This is a genomic window from Flavobacterium sp., from assembly GCF_040379285.1.
Lineage (GTDB): Bacteria > Bacteroidota > Bacteroidia > Flavobacteriales > Flavobacteriaceae > Flavobacterium.
The window spans coordinates 1-25,797 of the sequence record NZ_JBEILJ010000038.1; the positions used below are offsets into that span (position 1 = coordinate 1).

Genomic DNA, 25,797 nt, shown 5'->3' on the forward strand with positions numbered 1-25,797 from the left:
GAACGCTGCAAAAGCGGGATTGGCCGTATAAGCACTTCCATCGCCGGTAGGAGCAAATGTTATTCCCGGAGCCGCAGTCACTACGACCAAAACTTGGTCAAAACAAAGCGCATTGGGATTGGCCCAACCGATTAATCCTGTAGTATTTCCGGGGGTTGCGATAGCGTTAGTGACATTACTCAAAGCAGCTACTTGAGTCAGCGAACGCGGTGTTGTTGAAAAAACGGTATTGGTTGGACCGTTGTTACGGTACGTATAAATTTCATAAACATAGGTAGCTCCAGGCGTCAACCCTGTAATCGTGGCCGTTGTTCCGGTACCATTATAAACTACACGCGAAAGTGGTGCAGTGCTGCCATAGGTAGGTGCTAACGAAAAATCGGTGTTGAAGGGTTGTGTTGAAGCCACTAAACTCGTCACGGCATGCGGATTCAATCCGCTTTCACGTGCAACGATCATATACCCATCGAAAGGACCGGTTAGTGGCGCCGACCAATTCAATACTTGAGTCGTATTGCTTGAGCAACCGCGGGTAAATGTAGCGGGAAGATTGGGTGCGGAAGGGGCAATGGTTTGTGTGCCACCATTAGTTGTAGAGCCTGTTTTTATCCCCAAAGAGAAAATTAAGTTTGCTGTGGTTACTGCATTTAGAGAAATTGTATTTCCTATAATCGCTGTTGCAGAAATATCGGCAGTGATAAATATATAACCTGTTGTCCCTCCAATTATACTTTGTGTGGTAAATGCAGGAAATGTTTTAGTCCCTGCAACTCCTGGTGTTGCTAAAGTACTTAAGGTTACATCCGTAATATCTAAAACATTATCAGCTGAATACCTAACTTTCAAATTTAAAACATCCGCTGAAATATATGTCCCCGCAGTTACTACATTTGCGATTCCTTGTAAATTTGTAGTTACAGTCGGACTAACTTGAAACTTAAAAAGTACATGATCCAAAGTAGCTTGTGGAACAAATGCTGCAGTTACTTGTGTTCCTAAATTGGCTAGAGTATTAATAGCATTGACCACAGACAAGATACCTGCATTCGAATTAACCGCCCCACAAGGTGCTGTTCCACTGACTATACAACGGTACCGATATCCATTCATTCCAAAAGTTGCATTAGTAATGTTCATGGTTGCCGTAGTAACTGTAGAGTAAGGAGGTGTATTGGTTAGGTTTGCCCACGTAACGCCATTATCAGTTGAAACTTGCCACTGATATGCTGTAGCGCTAGTTGCAACCACCGAAAATGAAGTGTTTTGTGCAGATGCTATAGATTGATTTACAGGCTGTGTAGTAATATTTACGGCAGGAACTATTGTAATGGCAGAGGAAGCCACGTTTCCAGTGGACCAACAGGAGGTAGCGGAATTAAAAGCACGCACATAATACGTGCCGCTAGCGGTTACGTTTAAAGGTGTTGCCGCATTGTTTGCCGTGGAAGTGCCTGTTGGTGTTGTTTGCCAATAATTGACTACTGGCGCCGTAGCGGTACCGGTAAAGGTTAGCGTAGCTGAACCACAAGCAGGCGTTGTTCCCGTAATTGTACCCGTTGGATTGGCTGGGGGAGTGCACGGTGTGATGAAAGTGGCTGCACACGAAATATCATCCAAACCAAACTCATCCCGAGATCCAGTTCCACCAATATCAGCGCTTGACCAACGAAGATAAATGTAACCTCCTGGTGCAATATTCAACCCAGTAATCGATGTACTTCTTGAGGGTGAAGTTCCCACTTGAACCCAACCTAAAGCATCAGCAGCGACTAAAGAAGTGTAATCTAAAGCTCCAACTGCGGTATAGGTTACATCGTCTAGTGAATAAGAAAAGTTGAAGCTATTCGAGCGTCCTTGATCATTTCGCACAAATAAATTGTAGGTGAGGGCTAAATCTGTAATATTAGATATTCCATTATTTTGGATTCGTAACGTCAACGTACCCGGAGCGAAATCACTTCCCCCAGGTTGAATCATCAAACAGGGATTAGTAACGGATTGAGGCACACCAGTAAATGCATACATCCCACCAGTACTTATAGCTACTGCTGTTGCTCCACGAGTATAATCTGTTGTTGCAGTTGTTTGTGTACCTCCAAACAACAAATTACCATTACTCCAACCCGTAACCGCCCACGCATTGGAACTCAATTGGCCAGACACAGGGGTAGCTTGAAAACCAGATCCAGTAAAAGCCCCATTTCCCACCGTTGCTTGCATTGAGGCAGAAAAATCAATTGTAGAGGAAGGAGCTGCATTAGTCAATACCATTTGACCTTGCATTGATGCAACCACAAAAAGAAAAAGGGAAAGAAATTTCTTAGTCATCAGTTCACGTTAATTCAGCGTACAAAATTACGTTTAATCCACAGAATTTCAATAGCTTTGTATTACTAAATTATTAACAAAACAATTGTAATTTTACGTGGTTTTGCGCTCAAAATCAGGACTTTCCGCTCAAGAAGTATTGGCCAAACTCGAATATTACTGCGCCTACCAAGAAAGGTGCCATCTAGAGGTGTGGCAAAAACTGCAAGAATTTAACCTTTCATCACAAGAAAAGGACGAAATTATCGTAGCGCTAATTCAAAAAAACTTTCTCAATGAAGAACGTTTTGCTTTGGTTTTTGCACAAAGTAAATTTCACCAAAAAAAATGGGGAAAAGTGCGTATCAAAAACGAATTAAAAGGGAGACAAATCGCCGAAATACTCATACAAAAAGCCCTCAAAACAATTGCTGACGAAGCCTATGAAACTACTTTCGAACAATTGGCTACGCAACAATGGGAACAAATTCATGAACCCCATCTCTTGAAAAAAAAGAAAAAATTTTGCGATCACTTACTGCGGAAAGGATGGGAGCATTCCCGCATTCTTGATTGGCTTAACGATCAGAAAGTATAATTAGCTTTTCAACTGAATCATTCTAAGATTCTAACCGCCTAAGAAATAAGTCAGAAATAAGAAAAACCGCTATTTTATGAAAACGGTTATTTATTTTGAAATACGAATCGTTACTGCATTCCCGCCAAATCCCACGGCATTGATCAAAATATGACGCATAGATTTGTTAAAGGTAAAATGGCTGTCGAAAGGGGTGCCAAAAAAAGTTTGCTCTTGAAGCATCAACAGCGCCAATTCCAAACTGAAAATACCCGAAGCTCCAAAGGTGTGCCCCATTTTCCATTTGTTTGTTGTCAATAATGGCACGTTGTCTCCAAAGACTTTTTGAATCGCTTTGTATTCCGACAAATCCCCTTTGATGGTTCCCGGCGCATGCATGACAATGGCATCGATTTCTGATACAGGCAAATCCCCCATCGCCATTGCCATCGATTTTTGAAAACAAACCGCCTCGTCAGAAATGGAAATATTGTGCTCCAATTCATCCGTTGCATACCCTATTCCTGTAATATAAGCCAACGCATTCTCGGTATTGCGCTCCAAAGCCACTACGCCTGCCCCTTCCCCCAACACCATCGTGTTACGCATTTTATCCAAATCCATGGCCTTGCACGGATACCCTTCGGTTTCACGGGAATAGATTTTTAGCGCTTGCATTTGCGCTAATGTAAAAGGGGTCAAAGGTGCTTCACTCCCACCTGCAATAAATCGATCTGCCATTCCTGCTTCCAACCAAGCTACGGTATTTAAAATAGCATGTAAGGCAGTCGAACAGGTAATGGAATGGGATATTTCGGGGCCGGCCGACTTTAAATCGTGGGCGACCCAACTCGATAAATTGCCCAAAGTAGTGGTGGGCGAACTCAAAGTGGCCGTTTTGCCAGTAGTGATAAACTCGTGATGAAACTGTTCAAACAGCTGCGTAGCCCCGCGCGACGAACCGATATTGATACCGATAGCATCACCCGCTTGCCAACCGGCTTGTGCAACGGCACGCCGACTCACATCCAACGCCATAATCACCGAGGGATCCAAATTTTTATACTTCGCCTCCGAAAGTCGAATGGCCGATAAACGTATTTGATCGGTTTCCATCAAGGGAGCCACCCAATACTCACGCGCTCCAAAACGCTTTTTTTGAATCGCTGTGGTTTTGGACGTATACGCTTCAAGAATAGCTTGGGTGTCCGAACCCAAAGGCGACACCGTAGCTATAGCAGTTATGGAAATGCGATGTTTCAATGGAAAAATTTAAAGCTGTAAAGTTAGTCGATTTCTATAGCCGCTTCCACTACTTTATACACTTTTTCCAATTGTGCATCGGTCACAATGTAGGGTGGTAAAATATAGACAATGTTCCCCACGGGACGTAAAATCACTCCGTTTTCAATAAAAAAGTGATACAAACGATTCCGGAAGTTTCCATAATAACTTTCCACGCCTTCGCGCACAATTTCCAACGCAAAAATAACGCCTAATACCCGCGTCGTTTTTACCCGAGGATGCGCGTTCATTTTTTCGGCGAAAGCCAAATGATGCATATGAATTCGTTGAATATTCGCTTGCATTTCATCTGATTCTAACAATCCGATACTGGCCAACGCCGCTGCGCAACCCGTCGGATTCGCCGTAAACGTATGTCCGTGAAACAAGGCTTTGTTGACATCCGTGTCCAAAAATCCGTCAAAGATTTCTTGCGTAAACGACGTAATCGCCATCGGAATCGTGCCGCCCGTCAACGCTTTGGATAAGCACAACATATCGGGTTGTTCCGTTAAATAGTCGCAAGCAAAGTTTTTTCCCGTTTTTCCAAAACCCGTCATCACTTCATCGGCAATGGTAAACACACCGTATTTGCGACATAAAAGTATCATTTTATCCAAAACTTCAGCGCTATACATCACCATTCCCGCAGCGCCTTGGCACAAGGGTTCGAAGATGAAAGCGGCAAATTCGCCCGTTTGTAATTGTTCTTCCAACACTTGTAATGCATGCGCTTCTTGTCCTTCTACAGGCACAGGAATGCGGTACACATCGACCAGCGAACCCTGAAACGCTTCCGTAAAAAAGGTAATGCCGCTGGAAGCCATCGCTCCAAAAGTATCGCCGTGAAAAGCATCGTCAAAGGCAAGGATGCGACGGCGAACTTCCTTTTTGTTGTAAAAAAACTGCATAGCCGCTTTGAGGGCGACTTCAACCGCGGTCGAACCGTTATCGGAAAAGAATAATTTCTTTTGGTTGGAAGGCAATAATGAAAGTAATTTTTCGGCCAATTCCACCGCAGGTTTATTCGTAAAACCGCCAAACAACACATGTTCGAGTGTGGTCAATTGCTTGTAAATCGCTTCTGCCATTACGGGATTGGAATGCCCATACGGATTCACCCACCACGATGCAATTGCATCCAAATATTCGTTACCATTTTCATCCCACAACACCGCGCCTTGCCCTTTGACAATCGCGGGTAACAAACCTACCGTTTGGTGTTGCGTATACGGATGCCAGTTGTACAGCTGGTCTTTTTCAGATAAATTCATATACTATAGCGTAAAGTAGAAAATAACAACAGGAAAGACTGATCGAAATCACTCTTTCTTCTTGCTTCTTTCTTCTTGTTTCTACTTACCCCAATTTCAACAAGGTATCTCGCAATTGCTCCGCATAATCGCGTACTACATTTTCGTCAAAATAAGGTTCGTTGTTAATACGCCCTAAAAAAGGAACGCCTGTTTTTTGTAAAATAATCGATTCGGTCGGTTCGTGTTCGTCCCCCGAAAAAATAATCCCTGCAATGTTTATTTTTCGCGTTTGCAAAGCTTCAATCGTCAACAAAGTATGATTGATACTTCCCAAATAATGCCGCGAAACCACAATCACTTGATAATCGGGACGAATCAAATCGATCACACAATCCGTTGCATTTAACGGCACAAAAACGCCACCTGCCCCTTCAATCACCAAATGATTCTCGGTTTTTGGCTCTTGAATTTGTGCTACATCAATAGAAATATGGTCAATTGCTGCCGCTAGATGCGGACTCGCAGGCGTATGTAACGCATAGGCATTGGGGTGAAATTGCGTTTTAGAATTGGACACCCGACGACGAACTTTATGCGTGTCGCTATCTTCCAAATCACCCGCCTGAACGGGCTTCCAATAATCGGCTTCCAACGCTTCTGTAACGATCGCTGCGACTACAGTTTTCCCCACATCGGTTCCAATACCTGTGATAAATAATTTCATGCCATTCATTTTTGGCAAAGTTCGGGAAGTGAACGGAAATTACCATCAAATTTTAACGAAAGCTTATTAATTTGGGCGGTACCTTCGGCCCTGGCTATCCGCAGTGCCGGCCTTCCTAGCGTCAGGCAGGGCACTTTGCTACTATCCCTACCGCGATTCCTGCTCCTTTTGAAATAAAGTGCTTGCCAGCCGTTCTACAACCGCAGTGATCGATTCCAAAGGCGTGAACGCGTGTAAACACAATCGGAGGCGCTCTTGTCCTTCAGGAACCGTGGGGGAAAGTATGGGCTTGACCTCAAATCCGGCCTCTTGCAACGATTGAGCGATCGCGCGTACTTTGTCATTCCCCGGAATAATAGCACAATGAATCGCCGACTTGGAATACACGAAGAGCGGTTGGAGTCCGAGACGCTTAATTTCTTGATTCATGTGCACAATGCACGTTTGTAGGGCTTGCACGGTGGCTTGTTCCTGTTGCAAAAACTGATAGGCCACGTGAATCGTCGCAACAGCATGCGGAGACAAACCGGTGGTATAAATAAAACTTCGGGCAAAATTGACTAAGTAAGTATGTAATTCTTGAGAACCCAAAATCGCAGCGCCGTGGCAACCGAGCCCTTTTCCAAACGTAACAATACGGGCAAAAATACGGGTTTGTAGGTTGAGATACTGCACGATACCTTCACCGTGTTCCCCCATAACCCCCAAAGCATGGGCTTCGTCTACCACGAGATAGGCATTATACTGTTCGCAAAGTTGGACAATTTCTTCCAACGGCGGCGTATCACCATCCATGGAATAGACCGTTTCGAGTGCGACATATATTTCGAAGTGATTTTCAGCCGTGCGTTTGGAATTCCATTTCTCTAAATGCCTTTGCAAATCTTCGGAGTCGTTGTGATTGAACTTATACGATTTGGCTTTGCTCATTTGCAAACCATCCCGAATGGAGGCATGGCAGAGTTCGTCATACAAAATAACATCACCGCGTTGGGGCACGGCACTAAAAAAGCCCACATTGGCATCGTAACCCGAATTGAAAATCAGGGCCGATTCCGCTTGATGAAATTGAGCAATGGCTGCTTCTGTTTCTGAATATAACGAATGGTTTCCTGAAATTAAACGCGAGCCAGTAGCGCCATTGGTTTTGCTATTTCGGGAGATCAGAAAATCATGTACGGCATCAAACAAGGCGGCATTTTGTGCAAATCCCAAATAATCATTGGAGGCAAAGTCCAACCGATTCCCATAGACGGGTAATTGGCGCAAGGCACTTGACGCTTGGCGTTGAAATAACTTATGCTGTAAATTTTCTGGAAACTTCATCGTTCAAATATACGTGATTTAGCCCGGAACTGCCTTATTTCGGCAGTCAGGTCGCAGCAGAGAGCCTCAAATACTTACCTTCCAAGGAAGAACTCCTCATAAAAAAACCCGATACAAAGCTGCATCGGGTTTATAGGATTTGTAAGGGTCGATATTAGTCGGCCAATACAATGACTTTATTGTCTTTCATTTCGATAGTTCCTGAGTTGATGGACAAGCTGTAGTTTTGGTCGTTAATTTTGGTAAAACGAGCTTTTACAGCATCCTCAAAGTTGAACGAAGTTGCTGTAATTTTCACAGCACCGTCTTTCAAAATCGAAACGATGGGAGCGTGGTTGTTTAAGAGTTGGAACGATCCATCTACCCCAGGAAGCGTTACTGAGGTAACTTCTCCTTTGAACAACGTAGCTTCGGGTGATACTATTTCTAAAATCATTAGATATTATTTTAAATTTTAAATTTTAGATTTTAAATTAATTTATAATTCAAAATTTATAATTTAAAATAGTTGAATTATGCTTCTGCTAACATTTTTTGACCCGCTTCGATCACATCCTCAATCGTTCCTTTCAAGTTGAAAGCTGCTTCTGGTAAGTGGTCTAATTCACCGTCAATAATCATGTTAAATCCTTTGATGGTATCTTTGATATCTACCAATACGCCAGGGATACCTGTAAATTGTTCAGCCACGTGGAAGGGTTGAGACAAGAAACGTTGTACACGACGAGCACGTGATACGGCTAATTTATCTTCTTCCGACAACTCTTCCATACCTAAGATAGCGATGATGTCTTGTAATTGTTTGTATTTCTGAAGAATTTCTTTCACGCGTTGTGCACAGTTGTAGTGCTCATCCCCTAAAATAAGAGGTGTTAAGATACGTGAAGTAGAATCTAGAGGGTCTACCGCAGGATATATACCTAATTCAGCAATTTTACGAGACAATACGGTAGTAGCATCCAAGTGGGCAAACGTTGTTGCTGGCGCTGGATCCGTTAAGTCATCAGCAGGTACATAAACCGCTTGTACGGAAGTAATCGAACCTTTTTTGGTAGAAGTAATACGCTCTTGCATAGCCCCCATCTCTGTGGCTAAGGTAGGTTGGTAACCTACTGCAGAAGGCATACGTCCTAATAACGCAGACACCTCAGAACCCGCTTGTGTAAAACGGAAGATGTTATCCACGAAGAACAACACGTCTTTCCCTTGATCAGAACCAGCACCATCACGGAAATATTCAGCGATAGAAAGACCTGACAACGCCACACGAGCACGGGCTCCTGGTGGTTCGTTCATCTGACCGAATACGAATGTCGCTTTGGATTCGCGCATTCCTGCTTTATCTACTTTAGACAAATCCCATCCTCCATTTTCCATAGAGTGCATGAAATCGTCACCATATTTAATAATTCCCGACTCCAACATCTCACGCAACAAGTCGTTTCCTTCACGGGTACGTTCTCCAACCCCAGCGAATACAGAAAGACCACCGTGACCTTTAGCGATGTTGTTGATCAATTCTTGGATCAATACGGTTTTACCTACACCGGCACCACCGAACAAACCGATTTTACCTCCTTTTGCATATGGCTCAATCAAGTCGATAACTTTAATCCCAGTGAACAACACTTCAGTTGACGTAGAAAGTTCGTCAAATTTTGGCGCTGCTTTGTGAATAGGCATCCCGTTTGCACCTTCTTTTGGTAAATTTCCCAAGCCATCGATGGCATCTCCAACTACATTAAACAAACGACCATAAATATCAGAACCAATAGGCATTTGAATCGGTGCTCCAGTAGCTTGTACTGTAGTTCCGCGGCTCAATCCATCTGTGGAATCCATAGAGATGGTACGTACGGAATCTTCTCCGATATGTGACTGAACCTCAAGGATTAACTTGGAGCCGTCTTGTTTTACAATTTCTAAAGAATCATAAATTTTAGGTAACTCATGTTCTTTTGTATTGAACACCACGTCAACAACCGGACCGATGATCTGTGAAACTTTTCCTATTGCGTTTGACATTGCTTATGTATTTATTTGATAGCGAATTAGATTTGAAAAAACGTCGGTTTTTTTCGAGTGCAAAGATAGGTTTTACAAATAGAAAATCAATACAAAAAAGGGATTTTTTTAACCCTTTTTTGATTTTTTCGAAAAGCATTGCCCCAACCATCATAAATTCTATAGAAAACAAAAAACCACCTACAAAAGCAGGTGGTTTCATTAACAATTTTATAAATTAATTACAGTACCGCTGGGAAAAGTATTCGGTAATCTCCGTAATTAACACCTTTGAAATTTGATCCGTACTTGGTATTTATCGCTTCTAAAAATTTATTTGCAATCAATGCGTAGCCTCTCGGACTTGGATGAACACCATCGAGTGAGAAGGCACCTCCAGTTACAAAAGTAGACTTCAAAGTAAATCCGTTTCCTGAAATTCCAGTAGGTGAAATCAAAGCATTCATAACAGCTTTAGCATCAAAAAAGGCTAGATTATTTTCACTTGCAGCATTTTGAATAGTGATGTTATAGGCATCCGTAGCAACTTTTATTTCAGAAGCTTCTGCAGCTGTTAAAACCGCACTGTCTTGTAAAGGATAAGTCACGCCTCTAATGCTAAAAGATTCTAATCCTGAAGGAATACCAGGCTGAATGTTATTTGGAGGAGAAATTAGACTTCTTGTAGTCAGCAATATATAGTCGCTATCACCAGTTGTATTTCTAGCATGTCTTGCTTGTCCGTACAAATTACCTACATAAGCCGCTCCAGCAGGTCCATATAAAGGAGTGAGTGCGGCAGTTATTTGTGTTGAGATATTTACAAGAGATTCATCTACTATTAAAAGCGGATTTGACTCTTTGGTTGATGGATTACCATCGTCAGCAAGAATAGTAGAGAATCGTGAAGGTAAACTATTGGCTGCCAAAGCAGCGTTTATTCCGCCGAACAATTGGTTTAATTGAGCTGCTTGAGCTGAAGAAACCCCTGGAATTGGGTTAGTAGGAACAGTAGTAAAAAATGGCAAAGTATTCACATAAGGTAAATTTGCTATAACACCTTTTCTTCCCCCAGCAACCAATTGAGAAATCAAGCTATTGTATGCAACATCAAAGGTGGCAGTAGGAGTAATTGGATTGGAACCATCACCTCCTGTAGTTGCATAACCTAAAACATCATTTCCTCCAATCCACAACGAAAAGAAAGTTGGATTTTGAGCAAGAGCATCAGCTATTACTGTTGTAGTAGCACTTGATGCAAAACGTGTAAAATAGGGATTTCCAGCAGAACTACCGTATCCTGGTGCTACTAAATGAAAACTTTTTGCACCAGGAATCCCCATATTGCCGAATGTTCCTGAAAGTATAGTGGTCGGATTGGTGGTAGGAGTGCCAGATACTGGCGCTGGAACTAATGACCCGTCTGGTAAAGTGGCTAAATATAATCTAGGTGTTTGACCAATAAAGCCTCCTATATTATCATTCATAAAAGGTGTTTTAAACTCTCCGCCACCAACTAAAGCAAATTTTTGCGCTAAAATATTTGGATATGCCCCTTTTTGTCCTTCAATAAATAAAGCATTATCACTAAATCCTGCTGCAAAAGAGTCACCCAATGCTACATATTTTGTGAAATCTGCTGTCCCAGCGGTAAGTGGTTTACCGTCAACCGAATTTGGATCAGCAACAACATCGTCGTCATTATTACAAGCTGTGAAAGCAATTGCTACAATAAACAGCCATTTGAAATTCTTTATCATGGTAAAAGATGTTTTAAGTTAGAAAAAATTAAGGATTAATCGTCAAAGAAGCAAAATATTGACTTCCGATAAATCCGGCACCTAATACTTGTTGGTATTCGTTACCTAAAATATTAGTAGCTCCGATTTTTAGAACCGATTTCAACTTTGGTATGTTGTAGTTGATTTGAGCATCAAATACGGTTGCTTCATCAATCCACCCGTCTACGAAAGTAGATTCCCAACGGTAACCGGTATTCCAACGTCCGCTGATGCTGAATCCAAAGTTTTTAAACAAATTATCATTGCTGATGCTTGCTTTAACACGGTGTTTTGGTGTGTTGAAACCTGCTTCAAATCCAGGATCTTGATCTTGATCATAATCAAACTCAGCAAAGTTGTAGTTGGCACTAAACTCAAAGTTTTTAGGCAAACGATAGTTGAATCCAGCCCCAAAACCAAGTGAACGAACTTCAACACCTGTATTCGTATACAATTGGAAAACACGCGTATTTCCTGTTGCCAAAGCATCAATAGACTGCGCTCCTGTATCGGTAGGACCCGCTAAAGGGTTGGGAGCATCTTGAGCCACCCCGTATAATGGAGTTACTACGTTTACGTTTCCAATAAAGTCGTTATATATATTGTAGTATCCTGTAATATCATACGACAAATTTTTAATTTGACCTCGGTATCCTAATTCAAAAGCTTTAACCGTTTCTGGTTGAACCAAATTTACGTTAGCTCTTCGCAATAAAGCAGAAGCTGCCACAGGATCGGTTCCCGCTAAAGCTGCAAATTGCGCCGCTGAAGCAGCAGTGTACGAATTGAAGTAGGCATTATTACCGTTGATGGTTGTAGAAGTACCTCCCACGATGGCTTGCCCTGAAGCAGAAGTAATTGGCAAGGTTTCTGTATAACGGTCTAAGTTATCGGGAGCAGAACCTAATAACACCGCACTACCTACGTTGAACCCAATGTATTGGTCTTGCGTCGTTGGATTACGAAAACCCGTTTGGAATGAAGCACGGAAGTTGTGATTACGTTGCTCACCCGCCGAGTACACCAAAGACAAACGTGGTGAATAATCCCCATTAAAGTTCTGTGATTTATCATAACGAATAGATCCTGTAAACTTCAAACGATCATCCATGAATTTCTTTTGGATTTGCGTATAAATTCCGTATTCACGGTATAAGATATCTGTTCCTTTATCGGTATAAATACGACCCAAAGAGTTCAATTCATACATACGGAAAGATCCCCCGACTTGAATTTCTGCAAACTTGACTAAATCTTTGAAATTATAGTTAGCATCGGAGTGATACAATTTAGAGTCATCTACCAATCTTGATCCTGTAAGTACATTTGGATCAGCAATAACGCGGTTGAATGCCGCTTGGAATTCAGGTGTACCAGGAATCAAACGCCCTGTATCCGCTACACCGCGCGCCGCAGCATGGGCTTGAGCAGGTGTCGCTCCCGCTAATGTAGATTGTACATAGGCGCCTGCATACTCGCCAAACCAATTTGCATCCGGTTTCCACTGACGGTTTACGTTTAATCCCGTAAACAACATGTCGTATGAGTTTCCGCCATCTTCTGTAGTGAAATATCCACGTACGAAGTAGTTTTTCCCTTTAAATTCTAATTTGTGTTGTTGCATGAAGAAACCGTTCAAATAGTAACGATTCGCACCTTGATAAACGGTATTTCCAAAACCAAATTTACTTTGCCAAATGATTTCGTTATCATCACCCCAAGGTTTGAAATGTAATGAAAAATCAACTTTAGCATTTTTCACTTTGTTATCGGTCAAATCAACTTCGTTGTATCCCGTACGACTTACATTATAGTTCGGCAAGATTTGTTGAAAAACGGCAAACTGCGCTGGTGTAATTACGCCAGCATTCAAAAGTCCTGTAGCCACACCCCGTAAATTAGTTGAAGCCTCATCACCATAAACATTGATCCCGTTGTAGTTGTGGAAAGAACGATCTAAACCTACATTGTTAACTAAATCTCTATCGCGGTAGTCTGTTGCAAACCAATCGGTTCCTGTCATGAACGAAAAGTTGGCTTTGGCTGCAAAATTCTTATTGAACGCATGCGCAACACGTACACCATAGTCGGCATATTCATTAGTTCCAGCAGCACGTTGACTGGTTTGACCATACTTCACATACGCTGAAACACCTTGACTTGTAAAAGGACTCTTACTGGTCATGAATAAAATACCATTGAACGCATTAGCTCCATACAATGCTGAAGAAGCACCTGGCAGTAATTCCACGCTTTGTACGTCGATTTCAGAAATACCAATTAAGTTCCCCAATACGAAGTTCAACAACGGAGAAGAGTTGTCCATCCCATCTACCAACTGCATGAAACGCGTGTTGGCAACCGTAGCAAATCCGCGTGTGTTGATTGACTTAAACGACATACTGCTCGTGTTCATGTGTACCTCTTTCAGGTTTTCTAAACCATCATAAAAAGTAGGTGATGCCGAACGTTTGATGTCTTTCACCGTCATACGCTCAATTGTTACAGGGGATTCCCGTATGCGCTCAGGCGTTCTAGACGCTGAAATTACAATTTCATCCAATTTTGTATCCTCATTTTGCAACACAGCATCCACTTTTTGGGAAGCAGATGTTACTTGAACCTTTTGCGTGGCAAAACCAATGCTAGAGATTTCAAGGGTAAAAGGAGGTTTTTTGGACGTTTTCAAGGTAAACTTACCGTCAGCATCTGTTACGGCAGCGGCAGACTCTCCGGCTACTTTAACATTCGCCCCTGGTATGGGTTCGTATTTACTGTCTTTTACCGAACCTGTAATGGTTGTTTGTGCAAAAGTCACCGCACAGAACAACAGCGTTACAAAAAGATGATAAATCCTCATTTGATTATATTTTGTTGGTTTAAGTAGCCAAAATACGAATTATTTTGATATTATAAATTATGCACGCATAATTTTTCATTAACTTCAATTTATTAGGATATTTTAACACAAAGTCGTTAAGCAATTTTAATTTTTACTAGCCTTAAACGAGTAATGAATGAAGAATCTACAACGTTTTCTTTGATTTATCATGAATACAAAAAAAGCAGGACCTAAATCCTGCTCTTAAAAAATGTATTGTTTTGAAGCAAATTAATTACTCAACAGTCACCGATTTCGCCAAATTACGAGGTTGATCGACATTGCATCCGCGTAAAACAGCAATATGATAGGATAATAACTGCAATGGAATGGTGGTAATCAAAGGTGATAAAGCATCTGATGTTTCTGGAATTTCGATTACGTGATCGGCCAATTCTTTCACTTGAATGTCCCCTTTGGTTACGATGGCAATAATCTTTCCGCTTCGGGATTTAATTTCTTGAATATTACTCACAATTTTATCGTAATGTCCTTGCTTTGGCGCAATAACCACCACGGGCATTTTTTCATCAATCAAAGCGATTGGTCCGTGCTTCATTTCGGCCGCAGGATACCCTTCAGCATGGATGTATGAAATCTCTTTTAACTTAAGTGCACCTTCTAAAGCTACTGGAAAATTATATCCACGACCCAAGTACAAACAGTTGGATGCATCTTTATATATTTCAGCTATTTCTTTAGAAATAGTATTTGAATTTAGTGCCTCGGCCACTTTTTCAGGAATCAACTCCAACTCCTGCAAATAACGGAAAAAATCCGAATTAGAAAGCGTTCCTTTTGCTTTCGCCAAACGCAAAGCAATCATTGTAAGCACGGTGATTTGAGTGGTAAAAGCTTTAGTGGAAGCCACCCCAATTTCAGGTCCCGCGTGCGTATATGCACCTCCATTAGTCTCACGAGAAATAGAGGAACCAACAACATTACAAACCCCAAACACGAATGCTCCTTTTTCTTTTGCCAATTTAATGGCTGCTAAGGTATCAGCCGTTTCCCCTGATTGAGAAATGGCGATAACGACATCTTTGGGCGTAATGATTGGATTGCGATAGCGGAATTCGGAAGCGTATTCGACTTCCACGGGAATTCGCGCAAATTCTTCGATAATATATTCTGCAACCAATCCAGCATGCCAAGAAGTTCCACAGGCAATAATCAAAATACGATCGGCATTCAAAAATTTCTCCAAATTATCTTCCACCCCAGCCATCTGAATCAAACCAGTAGAGGCATGAAGACGTCCGCGGTAGGTGTCTTTAATCACGTTGGGTTGCTCGTAAATTTCTTTTAGCATGAAGTGATCGTATCCTCCTTTTTCAATTTGCTCCAAATTCATTTGCAGCTCTTGAACATAGGGGTCTACCAATGAATCATCTTTAATTTTGCGAATTTTCAACGGCTTATGCAAACGTACAATCGCCATTTCTTCATCCTCAAGATAGATGGCATTGGAAGTATATTCTATAAATGGCGAAGCATCAGAAGCAATAAAATACTCGTTTTCACCCACACCAATGGCCAATGGACTTCCCAAACGAGCTACAACAATTTCATCGGGTTTATTTTTATCAAACACGCATATTGCATACGCCCCAACCACTTGGTTTAAGGCTACTTGCACGGCTTTCCCTAATTTTAATCCATCTTTTTTCTGAACATCTTCAATCAAATTAACCAAAACTTCAGTATCTGTATCTGAAGTAAAGGTATATCCTCGTTTGATAAGCTCTTTTTTTAAAGGCTCATAGTTTTCGATAATTCCATTATGGATAATGGCCAAATTGCCCGAGTTGGACAAATGGGGGTGCGAGTTGACATCATTGGGTACTCCATGGGTAGCCCAACGTGTATGTCCCATACCAATGGTTCCGTTGGTGGTAATTTCTTGCTGAGAACGCGCTTCCAAATCGGAAACTTTTCCTTTAGTTTTACTGATTTTTAAATCCGTACCGTCATACAGCATCACACCGGCACTATCGTACCCTCTGTATTCTAGACGCTTTAAGCCTTTTATTACAATAGGATACGCTTCGCGATGTCCAATGTAGCCTACAATTCCACACATAACTTTGTTTGTTTAATCGGGTTTGGTATAATATACTTGTAAACGAATTCTTTTATTTTCGGGCACATTGGGGTGACCTCCATACAAGATAGTTCCCAATGGATTCACCACAGCCATAGCCGGGATATATTTATTGATACGATTGGCAAAAGAAAATGGGGTGCGTAAAAAGGCCCGATTTACATTGTTAATATTCTCGGTCACTACCAATCCAAGCCGAACGTTGGTCGAATCGTTGTAAATAAGATTTTGAATATGACGGGTCAGACGTATCTTGTAAAATTCTCCGCGCCCATCACTGTCTTTGGAAATAATCCCACCATGAATAAACTTGTTGTTTTTGACGGAACTACTTGTCGATAAATCGGCAGAATAATCCACCAAGGGACGGTTGTTGTTTAAATCATATAATAATATACGATTGGGCTCGGGTGCTTTTTTACCATTGATATCCGAGGGGAGTTGCATTTGATCTTTATCGATGTGAAAGACAAGATTTGCTTCGTTGACTAACCATTTTTTACCATCGGCAGGATTGCGTAATCGATCAAGCTCATCGGAAATTCCATTGGGCGTATTAACTTCATTCCCATTGGCATCAAAACCAATATTATCGGTAGGTTTGAATAAATTAAGCACAGCCATAGAACCCTGTCCCCCTTTCAAATAGAGTCGTTGATCTCCATTGACCACATCGGGTGTTGAAATTGGGTTGACATAATCGGTTTCAAAAAAGTTGATGGTACGTGGCCCAAAATTGAGTACCATCTTTTTACGTACTTTTTCAGTTCCTAAACTGGAGGCAAAATCTTTATATAAAATGGTAATTGTACCTCTTGAAAAATTCAATCGCGCCATGGCTCCTTGATTTTCAAAACCTGCGGCTGCCTCGGCTTTAAACAACAATCCTCTGAAGTAATTACGAAAGGTATTGTTATTTAAAAGCACTCCTGTAGGTGCGTTGATGATTTTATTCTCGAAAAATGTTTTATTTAAATTTAAATAAATACCGGGCGCCAATCGCTCTTTGACCGCACCACCAGGGCGCAAAATTTTTACTTCTTTATCGCGAATTACAAATTGGTCATTTTGACTAAAGTCAGTCGTAGCTGGGGTATCAGCATTAGTGTTATCGGTATTAATTCGCTGACCACCATTAGCTAAATTCCCTTCAAATTCTGCCAACTGATCGGAATAATAATATTGTGGTTGTTGCAAGCCTGAAGACGGATCAAAATCTTGGATAGCATAGCCCGATTCATACACACTTAATTTGATCTTTGGTAAAGCCGTTCCTACTTGATGAGCAGGCAAAATGGAATCCAATCGATAAATGGGGTCGCCAGAAGTTTCATCAACATCAGTTAAGGTTGCAAAGTAAGGCACATGCATGTAAACGGAGTCAATGGTAATGTCGTTGGCATAAAAAATAGGGTTCGTAGAGCCTAATTCCAATTGGGTTAAAATACTCGCTTTGGTTTTTCCAAAAACAGGATTATTGTAATACCCCAAGGCGTTTATAGCCATATCATTGGCCTGCACAGCCCCTGTATTTTGGTTGTAGGCCAACACATCAAAATGGGTTTGATACAACCCATAATGATCTTCCCCTACTATATCAATTCCTACATTGGTAAAATCTTTATCACAAGAAACCAAAGTCACCAAAGATACTACACCTAAGAATCGTAAAAAACTTGAAAAATTCATATACTTTATTATAACATTTGCTTGTAAAAAGAAGTATAGGCTTCAGCAAACGCTTCTTTTGGGGTGAAAGGTAAAAAAGGTTTTCCGGATGATGCTATAATTTTTGTTAAAGCTCCATCTAATTCTTCCGAGCCCACAATAACACCATCAGAATGCGCAATAGCTACCTCCATCCAATTCTGATAATTGGGTTCTGCAAGCGGCGCCAACGATGCTGCAGGCACGCCATCAAACTTGATTTTTTCTATAGCTTCTTTATCTAACAACCCTTCGAAACCAGAATTATAGACTGAGGTAACAATTTTGGTATCTGAAAACAAAGCTTCATGCTTATAAAAATGCTTCATATACACAGGTAACATCGAAGCCAACCAGCCGTGAACATGAATAATGTCGGGTACCCAATTCAATTTTTTGACGGTTTCTACAACCCCTTTGGCAAAAAATATGGCCCGCTCATCGTTATCAGGGTACAAAACTCCCTCTTCATCCGTAAACGTTGATTTACGCTTAAAATACTCATCATTATCAATAAAATAAACCTGAATACGTTCTTTGGGAATCGAAGCTACCTTTATAATCAAAGGCATATCTACATCATTCACCACTAAATTCATTCCCGAAAGACGAATCACTTCATGCAACTGGTGTCTTCGTTCATTGATATTCCCGTATCGAGGCATAAAAATTCGTATTTGTCCGCCTTGATCGTTAATCATTTTGGGTACGTCATACGACATTAACGAAACCTCATTTTCGGCTAAATAAGGCACCACTTCAGACGACACATATAATATCCTCTTGTCTTCCATAGGTTGATTCTTGATTGGTTTTGGTTTACTGTTGTTTAAAAAACAGGCAAAATTACAAAAAAATATGGTGTTTTACACGAAACCTACTAAGTTTGTATCGTAAATTTGAAAACAAATTCATGTTGGTTTTTGACAAAAAAGACGCGCTTTCGTATCATTTAGAAACCCTTAGGCAGCCGAAAACCACAGTGGGTTTTGTGCCAACGATGGGCGCGTTACACCAAGGCCATCTCTCTTTATTGGCACAATCGGTAGTTGAAAATGACATCACAGTGATTAGCATTTTTGTAAATCCTACACAGTTTAATAATCAGGAAGATTTAGAAAAATACCCTCGCACATTAGAAAGCGACATCCAAAAAGTAGGGACCATTTCCAAGAAAATTCTAATTTACGCCCCTTCAGTTGCGGATATTTATGAAGGGAAAATCGAATCAAAATCCTACTCTTTTGAAGGCTTGGAACACCAGATGGAGGGAAAATATAGACCCGGCCATTTTGACGGAGTTGGCACCGTAGTGAAAAAACTTTTTGAAATTGTAACCCCAACGAAAGCTTATTTTGGAGAAAAAGATTTTCAACAACTCCAAATCGTCAAAAAACTAGTCGCCAAAGAACAACTTCCCGTAGTTATTGTAGGCTGCCCTGTTTTTAGAGAGGCCAATGGGCTGGCCATGAGTTCGCGCAATGAACGATTGAGTCCAACGGAACGCCAAGAAGCCGCTATAATTTATGCCTCCTTACAAAAAACAGCTGGACAATTCGCCACACAATCCATTGCCAAAACGCGACAAATGGTGGTCGAGACATTTGCCAACCACCCGCTTTTTCAGCTGGAATACTTTGAAATTGCCGAAGAAACCACTTTAAAACCAGCGCTGAAAAAACAAAAAAACAAAAAATACCGTGCTTTTATTGCGGTTTTTACAAACAATGTGCGACTCATTGACACCATTTCATTAAATTAATTTACCTTTGCCCCATGCAAATTCAAGTAGTTAAATCCAAGATTCACCGCGTAAAAGTAACCGGTGCCGATTTGAATTACATCGGTAGTATCACCATCGACGAAGCGTTGATGGAAGCCTCCAATATTATTGAAGGTGAAAAAGTATCCATTGTGAACATCAACAATGGCGAACGCTTTGAAACTTACGTAATTAAAGGAGCGCGTCAATCGGGTGAAATCACCTTAAACGGCCCCGCAGCACGGAAAGTTCAACCGGGCGATATCATCATTATTATTGCGTATGCTACCCTCGAATTTGAGGCAGCTAAATCCTTCACCCCTTGGTTAGTGTTCCCCGATGAAACGACCAACTTGTTGAAATAACCTTTGTGAACAAGCAAGTCAAAAATGTATTATTAGTTATCATTCCATTACTCCTCGGTTGTGGAATAATCTATTATCAATACCAATCGCTCTCTCCTGAAGCCCTTCAAAATATAAAAACCAGCTTGTGGAAAGCGGATTATTTCTACGTGGCTCTCTCCCTTCTAGTAGCCACCTTAGGGCATTGGTTGCGCGCCTACCGCTGGAAATATGCTTTGAATCACTTAGGCTATTATCCAAAATCACAAAACAACTTTTTGACCGTATGTGTCTCGTATTTAGTCAATCTGACCATCCCACGGTCGGGAGAGGTAACCCGTGCCGTATTGCTTAAAAAATATGAGGACGTTCCATTTGACAAGGCTTTTGGTACCATCGTTGCCGAACGAATTGTGGACTTAGCACTATTCTTTCTCTTTGTCATCATTGGATTTGCGCTTCAATTTGACACCTTGTATGGCTTTTTACAAACCAAAAACATTGGCCTTCAATCCATTGTCTACCTCAGTATCGGTTTTTTAGTGCTCATGTTGCTTTTTATTTTTATTTGGATTTATGCCGAATGGCCTATTATTCAAAAACTTAAGCTTAAATTTTCAGGACTTACCGAAGGCTTATTAAGCGTCTATAAAATGGAAAAAAAATGGCACTACATTGGGCATTCTTTTCTGATTTGGGGTTGCTATCTGGTCATGTTTTATATTCCCGTTTTTGCCCTAAAAGAAACGCATGAAATTGGTTTTGACGTAATTATTATGGGCTTTATCTTTGGTAGTTTGGCCATCGGATTTACCAACGGAGGCATCGGTGCTTATCCATTTTCAATTGCCTTAATCTTCGGATTGTACGGTATACCCAACGAAACTGCCACTGCATTTGGTTGGTTGGTTTGGACTTCTCAAACGCTTCTTACCCTATTTTTAGGTTTGTTATCCTATCTTTTATTACCCCTATTAAATCGAAAATAATTCCTATATTGGTGGTCGCTTACTACAACCTAACCCAATATAAAACATGAAAAAAATAATCCTGCTTTTAGTACTTACCCTAAGTCTAAACGGATTTGGACAGGTCATTAAAGACAGTGTTTTTTCCAATCGCTTGGACAGATACCGCTACCTTTCCATTTCATTACCTCCCTCTTACGGAAAAGACGCAAAACGTGCCTATCCCCTTCTCTTGGCTTTGGATGGAGATTATTTGTTTGACCCTATTCAAGGAACGCTTAAATACGCTTATTACTGGGATGACTTACCTGAAGTTATTTTAGTCGGATTAAACCATACCACCGATACCGAACGTGATGAAGAGTGTAAAGTCGATGAAACCACGGGACTTCCTGAAGGCATCGGGGAATCGTTTTTTGAATTTATAGGTGGTGAACTCATTCCGTATTTGCAAAAAAACTTGCGTATCGCTCCATTCAAAATTGTCGCAGGACATGATGTTACCGCTGGGTTTATGAATTTTTATTTATACAAAGACAATCCCGTTTTCAATGCGTTTATAGCGTTGAGCCCAGTAATGCCCTTGGATATGGAAACGCGTATTCCCGAGCGTATGGCGACGTTTCAAACCAATATGTTTTATTATGTTGCCTCTGCTGATGGCGATATCAAATCGATAAAAGATAAAGTAGTAGCCTTGGATACCCAAATGAAAGGGGCCAACTTAGCCAAAGTAAACTACCGTTATGATGAATTCAAAGGGTGTTCCCACTATTCTTTGGTTCCTTTTGCGATCCCCAGTGCTTTGTACCAATTTTTTTCGGTGTACCAACCCATTTCATCCAATGAATTTCAAGAAAAAATTGTGGTCCTACAATCGGGTTATGTCGAATACTTGAAAAACAAGTACGATATGGTTGAAAAAGCGTTGGGTATGAAAATGAATATTCGTCTCAATGATTTCAAAGCCATCGAAGCAGCCATTATCAAAAACAAAGCCTTTAACGAATTTGAACAACTCGCGCAATTATCACGGAAAGCGTATCCAAAATCCATGTTGGCCGATTATCACATGGCGCGTTTTTATGAAAATAATGGGGATTTAAAAATGGCGATGAAACACTATCAAAACGCTTTCCAATTGCAAGAAATTGGGGACTTAACCAAGGAAATGATGATGGATAAAATGGAAGAACTCAAACCTCAAGTCAAGAAAAAATAACCTCTTTTACCCCCAATGGCGAAACTAAAAACAACTTTTTTCTGTCAAAATTGTGGCGCTCAATACGCCAAATGGCAAGGCCAATGCAATGCCTGCAAAGAATGGAATACCATTGTGGAAGAAATCATTCAAAAAGAAGAAAAAGTCGTCTGGAAAGGTACTGTTGAAGTAAAAAAAGCGCCAAAACCTTTAAAGATTAAAGAAATTGATTCCGCGCAAGAAATTCGTTTAAACACCGGTGACGGCGAACTCAATCGGGTCTTGGGAGGTGGTATCGTTCCAGGTTCGGTGATTTTATTGGGTGGCGAACCGGGCATCGGAAAAAGTACGCTCTTGTTGCAACTTTCACTGATGCTCCCTTACAAAACGCTTTATGTATCGGGAGAGGAGAGTCAGAAGCAAATAAAAATGCGTGCCGAACGCATCAACCCGAATAACGAAAGTTGTTTTGTACTTACGGAAACCAAAACGCAAAATATCTTTCGTCAAATTCAGGAAGTCGATCCCGAAATCCTGATTATTGATTCGATTCAAACACTCCATACCGACTACATCGAGTCAACCGCAGGAAGCATTTCACAAATTCGAGAATGCACCGCCGAGTTGATCAAATTTGCAAAAGAAACTAATGTTCCCGTTATCTTAATTGGCCATATCACCAAAGACGGAAACATCGCTGGCCCCAAGATTCTTGAGCATATGGTAGATACGGTATTGCAATTTGAAGGCGACCGGAATCATGTGTACCGCATTTTACGCGCATTGAAAAACCGCTTTGGGTCGACGGCCGAATTGGGAATTTATGAAATGCAAGGTTCGGGGTTGCGTGAAGTGACCAACCCTTCTGAAATATTGATTTCCCACCGTGAAGAAGAGCTCTCGGGAACGGCCATTGCTTCAACACTGGAAGGGATGCGCCCGTTGATGATTGAAATTCAAGCCCTGGTTTCCACCGCTGTTTATGGAACACCGCAACGCAGTACAACCGGGTACAATGCCAAACGATTAAACATGATTTTGGCGGTTTTAGAAAAACGAGCTGGATTCCGTTTGGGTACCAAAGATGTGTTTTTAAACGTCACGGGAGGTATTTCGGTAGACGATCCTGCCATTGATTTGGCGGTGGTAGGCGCAATTCTCTCTTCCAACGAGGACATTGCCGTGGGGAAAGAAGTTTGTTTTGCGGGAGAAGTAGGTTTGTCGGGAGAAATTCGTCCCGTGAACCGTATTGAACAACGCATTCAAGAAGCCGAAAAGTTAGGCTTTACCATTATTTTTGTGTCCAAATACAACAAAGTAACTTTACCGAATCTCAAAATACGCGTCGTTTTGGTCTCCAAAATTGAAGAAGTTGTTAGTGAATTATTTGGATGAAACGATTGAACTTTTCCCGTAAAAAAATCAAAACCATTGGAAACTGGGTCTTGGGACTCTTGGTCGTGGGTATCGGAATGGGGTTTGCCTTTCGTCAATCTATTTTAGAACAAATTATCGCCAAAGCGGCCGTAAAAATGAAATCCAAGTACCAATGCGAATTGGTCGTTAAAAATCCGCATTTTGAGGGACTCGAACATATTGCCATCGACGGTATGAGTCTCACCCCGCATCATGCCGACACCCTGGTGCAAATGGGACCTGTACGAACAGGATTTAACTTTTGGAAATTACTCACAGGAACACTACAAATCACCGATTTAGAAATCAACGGCGGATATATTCAATGGGTAAAATCCAAAAATGGTTCCAATTTTGACGCCTTCCTTCGAAAAAAAGAAAAAGAAGATACCGTTACAACCGTAGATTATGCCGAGCTCGCCAATCGGTTGACCGCTCGTTTTCTCAACTTGATTCCAACGCAAATGAACATCAAAGGATTTGCGTTAAAAATCAACGACCTAGGCCATAAAGTCCAACTTGATTTTACCCAATTCATGTTGCAACAACAGCAACTCACCACAGCCATACGGCTAACCGAAGGCAAAATACAACAGCAATGGCAACTCTCGGGTTTTGCCGATCCGCGCAACCGAAAAGCCGATTTGATGTTTAAATCCCAAAAAAAGTACACCATTGTATTGCCCTATATACGCCATAAATTTCAATTAAAAACCGCTTTTCAATCGGCAGCATTTCACATCGATGCCATGGGTATGATCGGGGGCGATTTTCACACCGACGGTTTTGCTTCTATTCAACAATTGGTGCTCAATCATCCCAAAATTGCCTCCAAAGATGTTGAAATTGCGCAAGCCCGTGTCGATTTTCATTGGATTATTGGGGAACGCAGCATTGCCTTGGATTCAAGTTCGCTTCTTACCTTAGGCAAGTTACAATGCCGCCCCTATCTTTTTTATGAAAAAGAAGACGGGAAAACCTATGCGTTAAAACTACAAATCCCGAAAACCAAAGCACAAGATTTTATCGATGCCTTACCCAAAGGCTTGTTTTCGCATTTTGAAGGTATGACTGCAACGGGAAATTTCAAGTATCAATTGGATTTTAGATACCATGATAAAAACCCAAATGCCCTTGTTTTTGAGAGCAAGCTTCAACCCGAAAAGTTGCAAATCACACACTATAGCGCGGCTGATTTAGGGAAAATAAATTCTGAATTTCAGTATAGCGCTATTGAAAAAGGGATCCTGCAACGACCGATTCTCATTGGAAGCAGCAATCCATTTTACACTCCGCTTTCAGAAATTTCACCTTTCCTGCAAAAATGCGTCTTGACCAGTGAAGACCCGTCGTTTATGCGGCACCGCGGGTTTATCAACGAAGCGTTTAAACAATCGATTGCCAAAAACATTCGCACCAAAAAATTTGCTCGTGGGGCAAGTACAATTAGTATGCAATTGGTGAAAAATGTGTTCCTCACACGAGAGAAAACGCTTTCACGCAAATTGGAAGAAATTCTTTTGGTGTATATTTTAGAAAACCAACGCATCGCCACGAAAGAACGAATGCTGGAAGTCTATTTCAACATCATTGAGTGGGGACCTGACGTATATGGCATTGGCGAAGCCGCACAGTATTATTTTCAAAAAAAACCTTCAGAACTCACGTTGAAAGAATGTTTGTATTTAGCAACAATCATTCCCAAACCCAAAGGATTTATGTATCGCTTTGATGGGACACAACAACCCAAAAAGTTTGCCCAACAACAATTTGATTTTCTCACCCGATTAATGTTGCGCCGTCAACTGATAACCCCAAACGACACGCTAGGCTACGGTCAACCGCTCCAAATTATTGGTCCCGCAAGAGAACGTCTTCAATCCAAAAGGCAAGATACCATTGCTCTGGATAGTTTACAGTTGGAAGATTTTGAATTCTAAACTATACGATTCCAACGTTCTTTGCGTTTAAGGAATAATGAACACCATCACTATGAAAACAACCTTTGGACTCCTCACGTTTTTGCTTTTAATCACTGCCGCTTGCCAACAAAATAAGGAGGCGCGGGAAATGATTGATTTTCCTGAAAGCCGTCAATGGGCGCAAAATGAACCTAAAAAAATAACCCTAACCCTTAAAGAAGGTGGAACGTACA

19 protein-coding genes are annotated in these 25,797 nt (G+C 41.2%); 7 read left to right on the forward strand and 12 right to left on the reverse strand.

What is annotated here, in order from left to right:
* Window positions 1–2,328: fibronectin type III domain-containing protein (locus ABWO12_RS08750; protein ID WP_353088445.1), on the reverse strand; the 2,328-nt coding region annotated here is incomplete at its 3' end.
* Between the two features lie 97 nt (window positions 2,329–2,425).
* Here ABWO12_RS08750 and ABWO12_RS08755 point away from each other — a divergent pair.
* Entirely contained in the window at window positions 2,426–2,905 is a 480-nt protein-coding gene (locus ABWO12_RS08755; RefSeq protein ID WP_353088446.1) for a regulatory protein RecX, read from the forward strand.
* Window positions 2,906–2,995: 90 nt separating this feature from the next.
* Here the strand turns inward: ABWO12_RS08755 and ABWO12_RS08760 are convergent, their stop codons facing one another.
* The 11 genes from ABWO12_RS08760 to ABWO12_RS08810 all read right to left on the reverse strand — a co-directional run bounded on the left by ABWO12_RS08760 (window position 2,996) and on the right by ABWO12_RS08810 (window position 18,745).
* Entirely contained in the window at window positions 2,996–4,147 is a 1,152-nt protein-coding gene (locus ABWO12_RS08760; RefSeq protein WP_353088448.1) for a beta-ketoacyl synthase N-terminal-like domain-containing protein, read from the reverse strand.
* Between the two features lie 23 nt (window positions 4,148–4,170).
* Window positions 4,171–5,442, reverse strand: coding sequence for an adenosylmethionine--8-amino-7-oxononanoate transaminase (gene bioA / locus ABWO12_RS08765; RefSeq protein ID WP_353088449.1), 1,272 nt, complete (start codon window positions 5,440–5,442; stop codon window positions 4,171–4,173).
* 85 nt (window positions 5,443–5,527) lie between these two features.
* Window positions 5,528–6,148 (reverse strand): dethiobiotin synthase, encoded by a 621-nt coding sequence (gene bioD, locus ABWO12_RS08770; RefSeq protein WP_353088450.1) that lies wholly within the window; start codon window positions 6,146–6,148, stop codon window positions 5,528–5,530.
* 147 nt (window positions 6,149–6,295) lie between these two features.
* Window positions 6,296–7,474 (reverse strand): aminotransferase class I/II-fold pyridoxal phosphate-dependent enzyme, encoded by a 1,179-nt coding sequence (locus ABWO12_RS08775; RefSeq protein ID WP_353088451.1) that lies wholly within the window; start codon window positions 7,472–7,474, stop codon window positions 6,296–6,298.
* 154 nt (window positions 7,475–7,628) lie between these two features.
* Window positions 7,629–7,910 (reverse strand): F0F1 ATP synthase subunit delta/epsilon, encoded by a 282-nt coding sequence (locus tag ABWO12_RS08780; RefSeq protein WP_353088452.1) that lies wholly within the window; start codon window positions 7,908–7,910, stop codon window positions 7,629–7,631.
* Window positions 7,911–7,987: 77 nt separating this feature from the next.
* Window positions 7,988–9,499, reverse strand: a complete 1,512-nt coding sequence (gene atpD / locus ABWO12_RS08785) for a F0F1 ATP synthase subunit beta (protein WP_353088453.1) — start codon at window positions 9,497–9,499, stop codon at window positions 7,988–7,990.
* A gap of 221 nt (window positions 9,500–9,720) precedes the next feature.
* Entirely contained in the window at window positions 9,721–11,238 is a 1,518-nt protein-coding gene (locus ABWO12_RS08790; RefSeq protein ID WP_287781713.1) for an SGNH/GDSL hydrolase family protein, read from the reverse strand.
* Window positions 11,239–11,266: 28 nt separating this feature from the next.
* Window positions 11,267–14,119 (reverse strand): TonB-dependent receptor, encoded by a 2,853-nt coding sequence (locus tag ABWO12_RS08795; RefSeq protein WP_353088454.1) that lies wholly within the window; start codon window positions 14,117–14,119, stop codon window positions 11,267–11,269.
* Between the two features lie 256 nt (window positions 14,120–14,375).
* Window positions 14,376–16,223 carry a glutamine--fructose-6-phosphate transaminase (isomerizing) gene (glmS, locus tag ABWO12_RS08800; RefSeq protein ID WP_353088455.1) on the reverse strand — a complete coding sequence of 616 codons (1,848 nt, stop codon included), beginning with the start codon at window positions 16,221–16,223 and terminating at the stop codon, window positions 14,376–14,378.
* Between the two features lie 12 nt (window positions 16,224–16,235).
* On the reverse strand, window positions 16,236–17,933 hold the full coding sequence (bamH, locus tag ABWO12_RS08805; RefSeq protein WP_353088456.1) for a BamH family beta-barrel-assembly machinery protein: 1,698 nt from the start codon (window positions 17,931–17,933) through the stop codon (window positions 16,236–16,238).
* An 8-nt stretch (window positions 17,934–17,941) separates the two neighbouring features.
* Complete coding sequence (locus ABWO12_RS08810; protein WP_353088458.1) at window positions 17,942–18,745, reverse strand: glycogen/starch synthase; 804 nt, start codon at window positions 18,743–18,745, stop codon at window positions 17,942–17,944.
* Window positions 18,746–18,864: 119 nt separating this feature from the next.
* Between ABWO12_RS08810 and panC the strand changes: the two genes are divergently transcribed.
* From panC to ABWO12_RS08840, 6 genes are read left to right on the forward strand one after another with little or no spacing between them, the layout of a single operon-like run.
* Window positions 18,865–19,713, forward strand: a complete 849-nt coding sequence (panC, locus tag ABWO12_RS08815; RefSeq protein WP_353088464.1) for a pantoate--beta-alanine ligase — start codon at window positions 18,865–18,867, stop codon at window positions 19,711–19,713.
* 14 nt (window positions 19,714–19,727) lie between these two features.
* Window positions 19,728–20,078, forward strand: a complete 351-nt coding sequence (gene panD, locus ABWO12_RS08820) for an aspartate 1-decarboxylase (protein WP_073360687.1) — start codon at window positions 19,728–19,730, stop codon at window positions 20,076–20,078.
* A 5-nt stretch (window positions 20,079–20,083) separates the two neighbouring features.
* On the forward strand, window positions 20,084–21,046 hold the full coding sequence (locus ABWO12_RS08825) for a lysylphosphatidylglycerol synthase transmembrane domain-containing protein (RefSeq protein WP_353088459.1): 963 nt from the start codon (window positions 20,084–20,086) through the stop codon (window positions 21,044–21,046).
* A 46-nt stretch (window positions 21,047–21,092) separates the two neighbouring features.
* Entirely contained in the window at window positions 21,093–22,247 is a 1,155-nt protein-coding gene (locus ABWO12_RS08830; RefSeq protein WP_353088460.1) for an alpha/beta hydrolase, read from the forward strand.
* A 15-nt stretch (window positions 22,248–22,262) separates the two neighbouring features.
* Window positions 22,263–23,621, forward strand: a complete 1,359-nt coding sequence (gene radA / locus ABWO12_RS08835) for a DNA repair protein RadA (protein ID WP_353088461.1) — start codon at window positions 22,263–22,265, stop codon at window positions 23,619–23,621.
* A complete protein-coding gene (locus tag ABWO12_RS08840; protein ID WP_353088462.1) occupies window positions 23,618–25,582 on the forward strand; it encodes a transglycosylase domain-containing protein in 1,965 nt (654 codons plus the stop codon). Before radA ends, ABWO12_RS08840 begins: the two co-directional genes overlap by 4 nt.
* The last annotated feature ends 215 nt before the right edge of the window (window positions 25,583–25,797 follow it).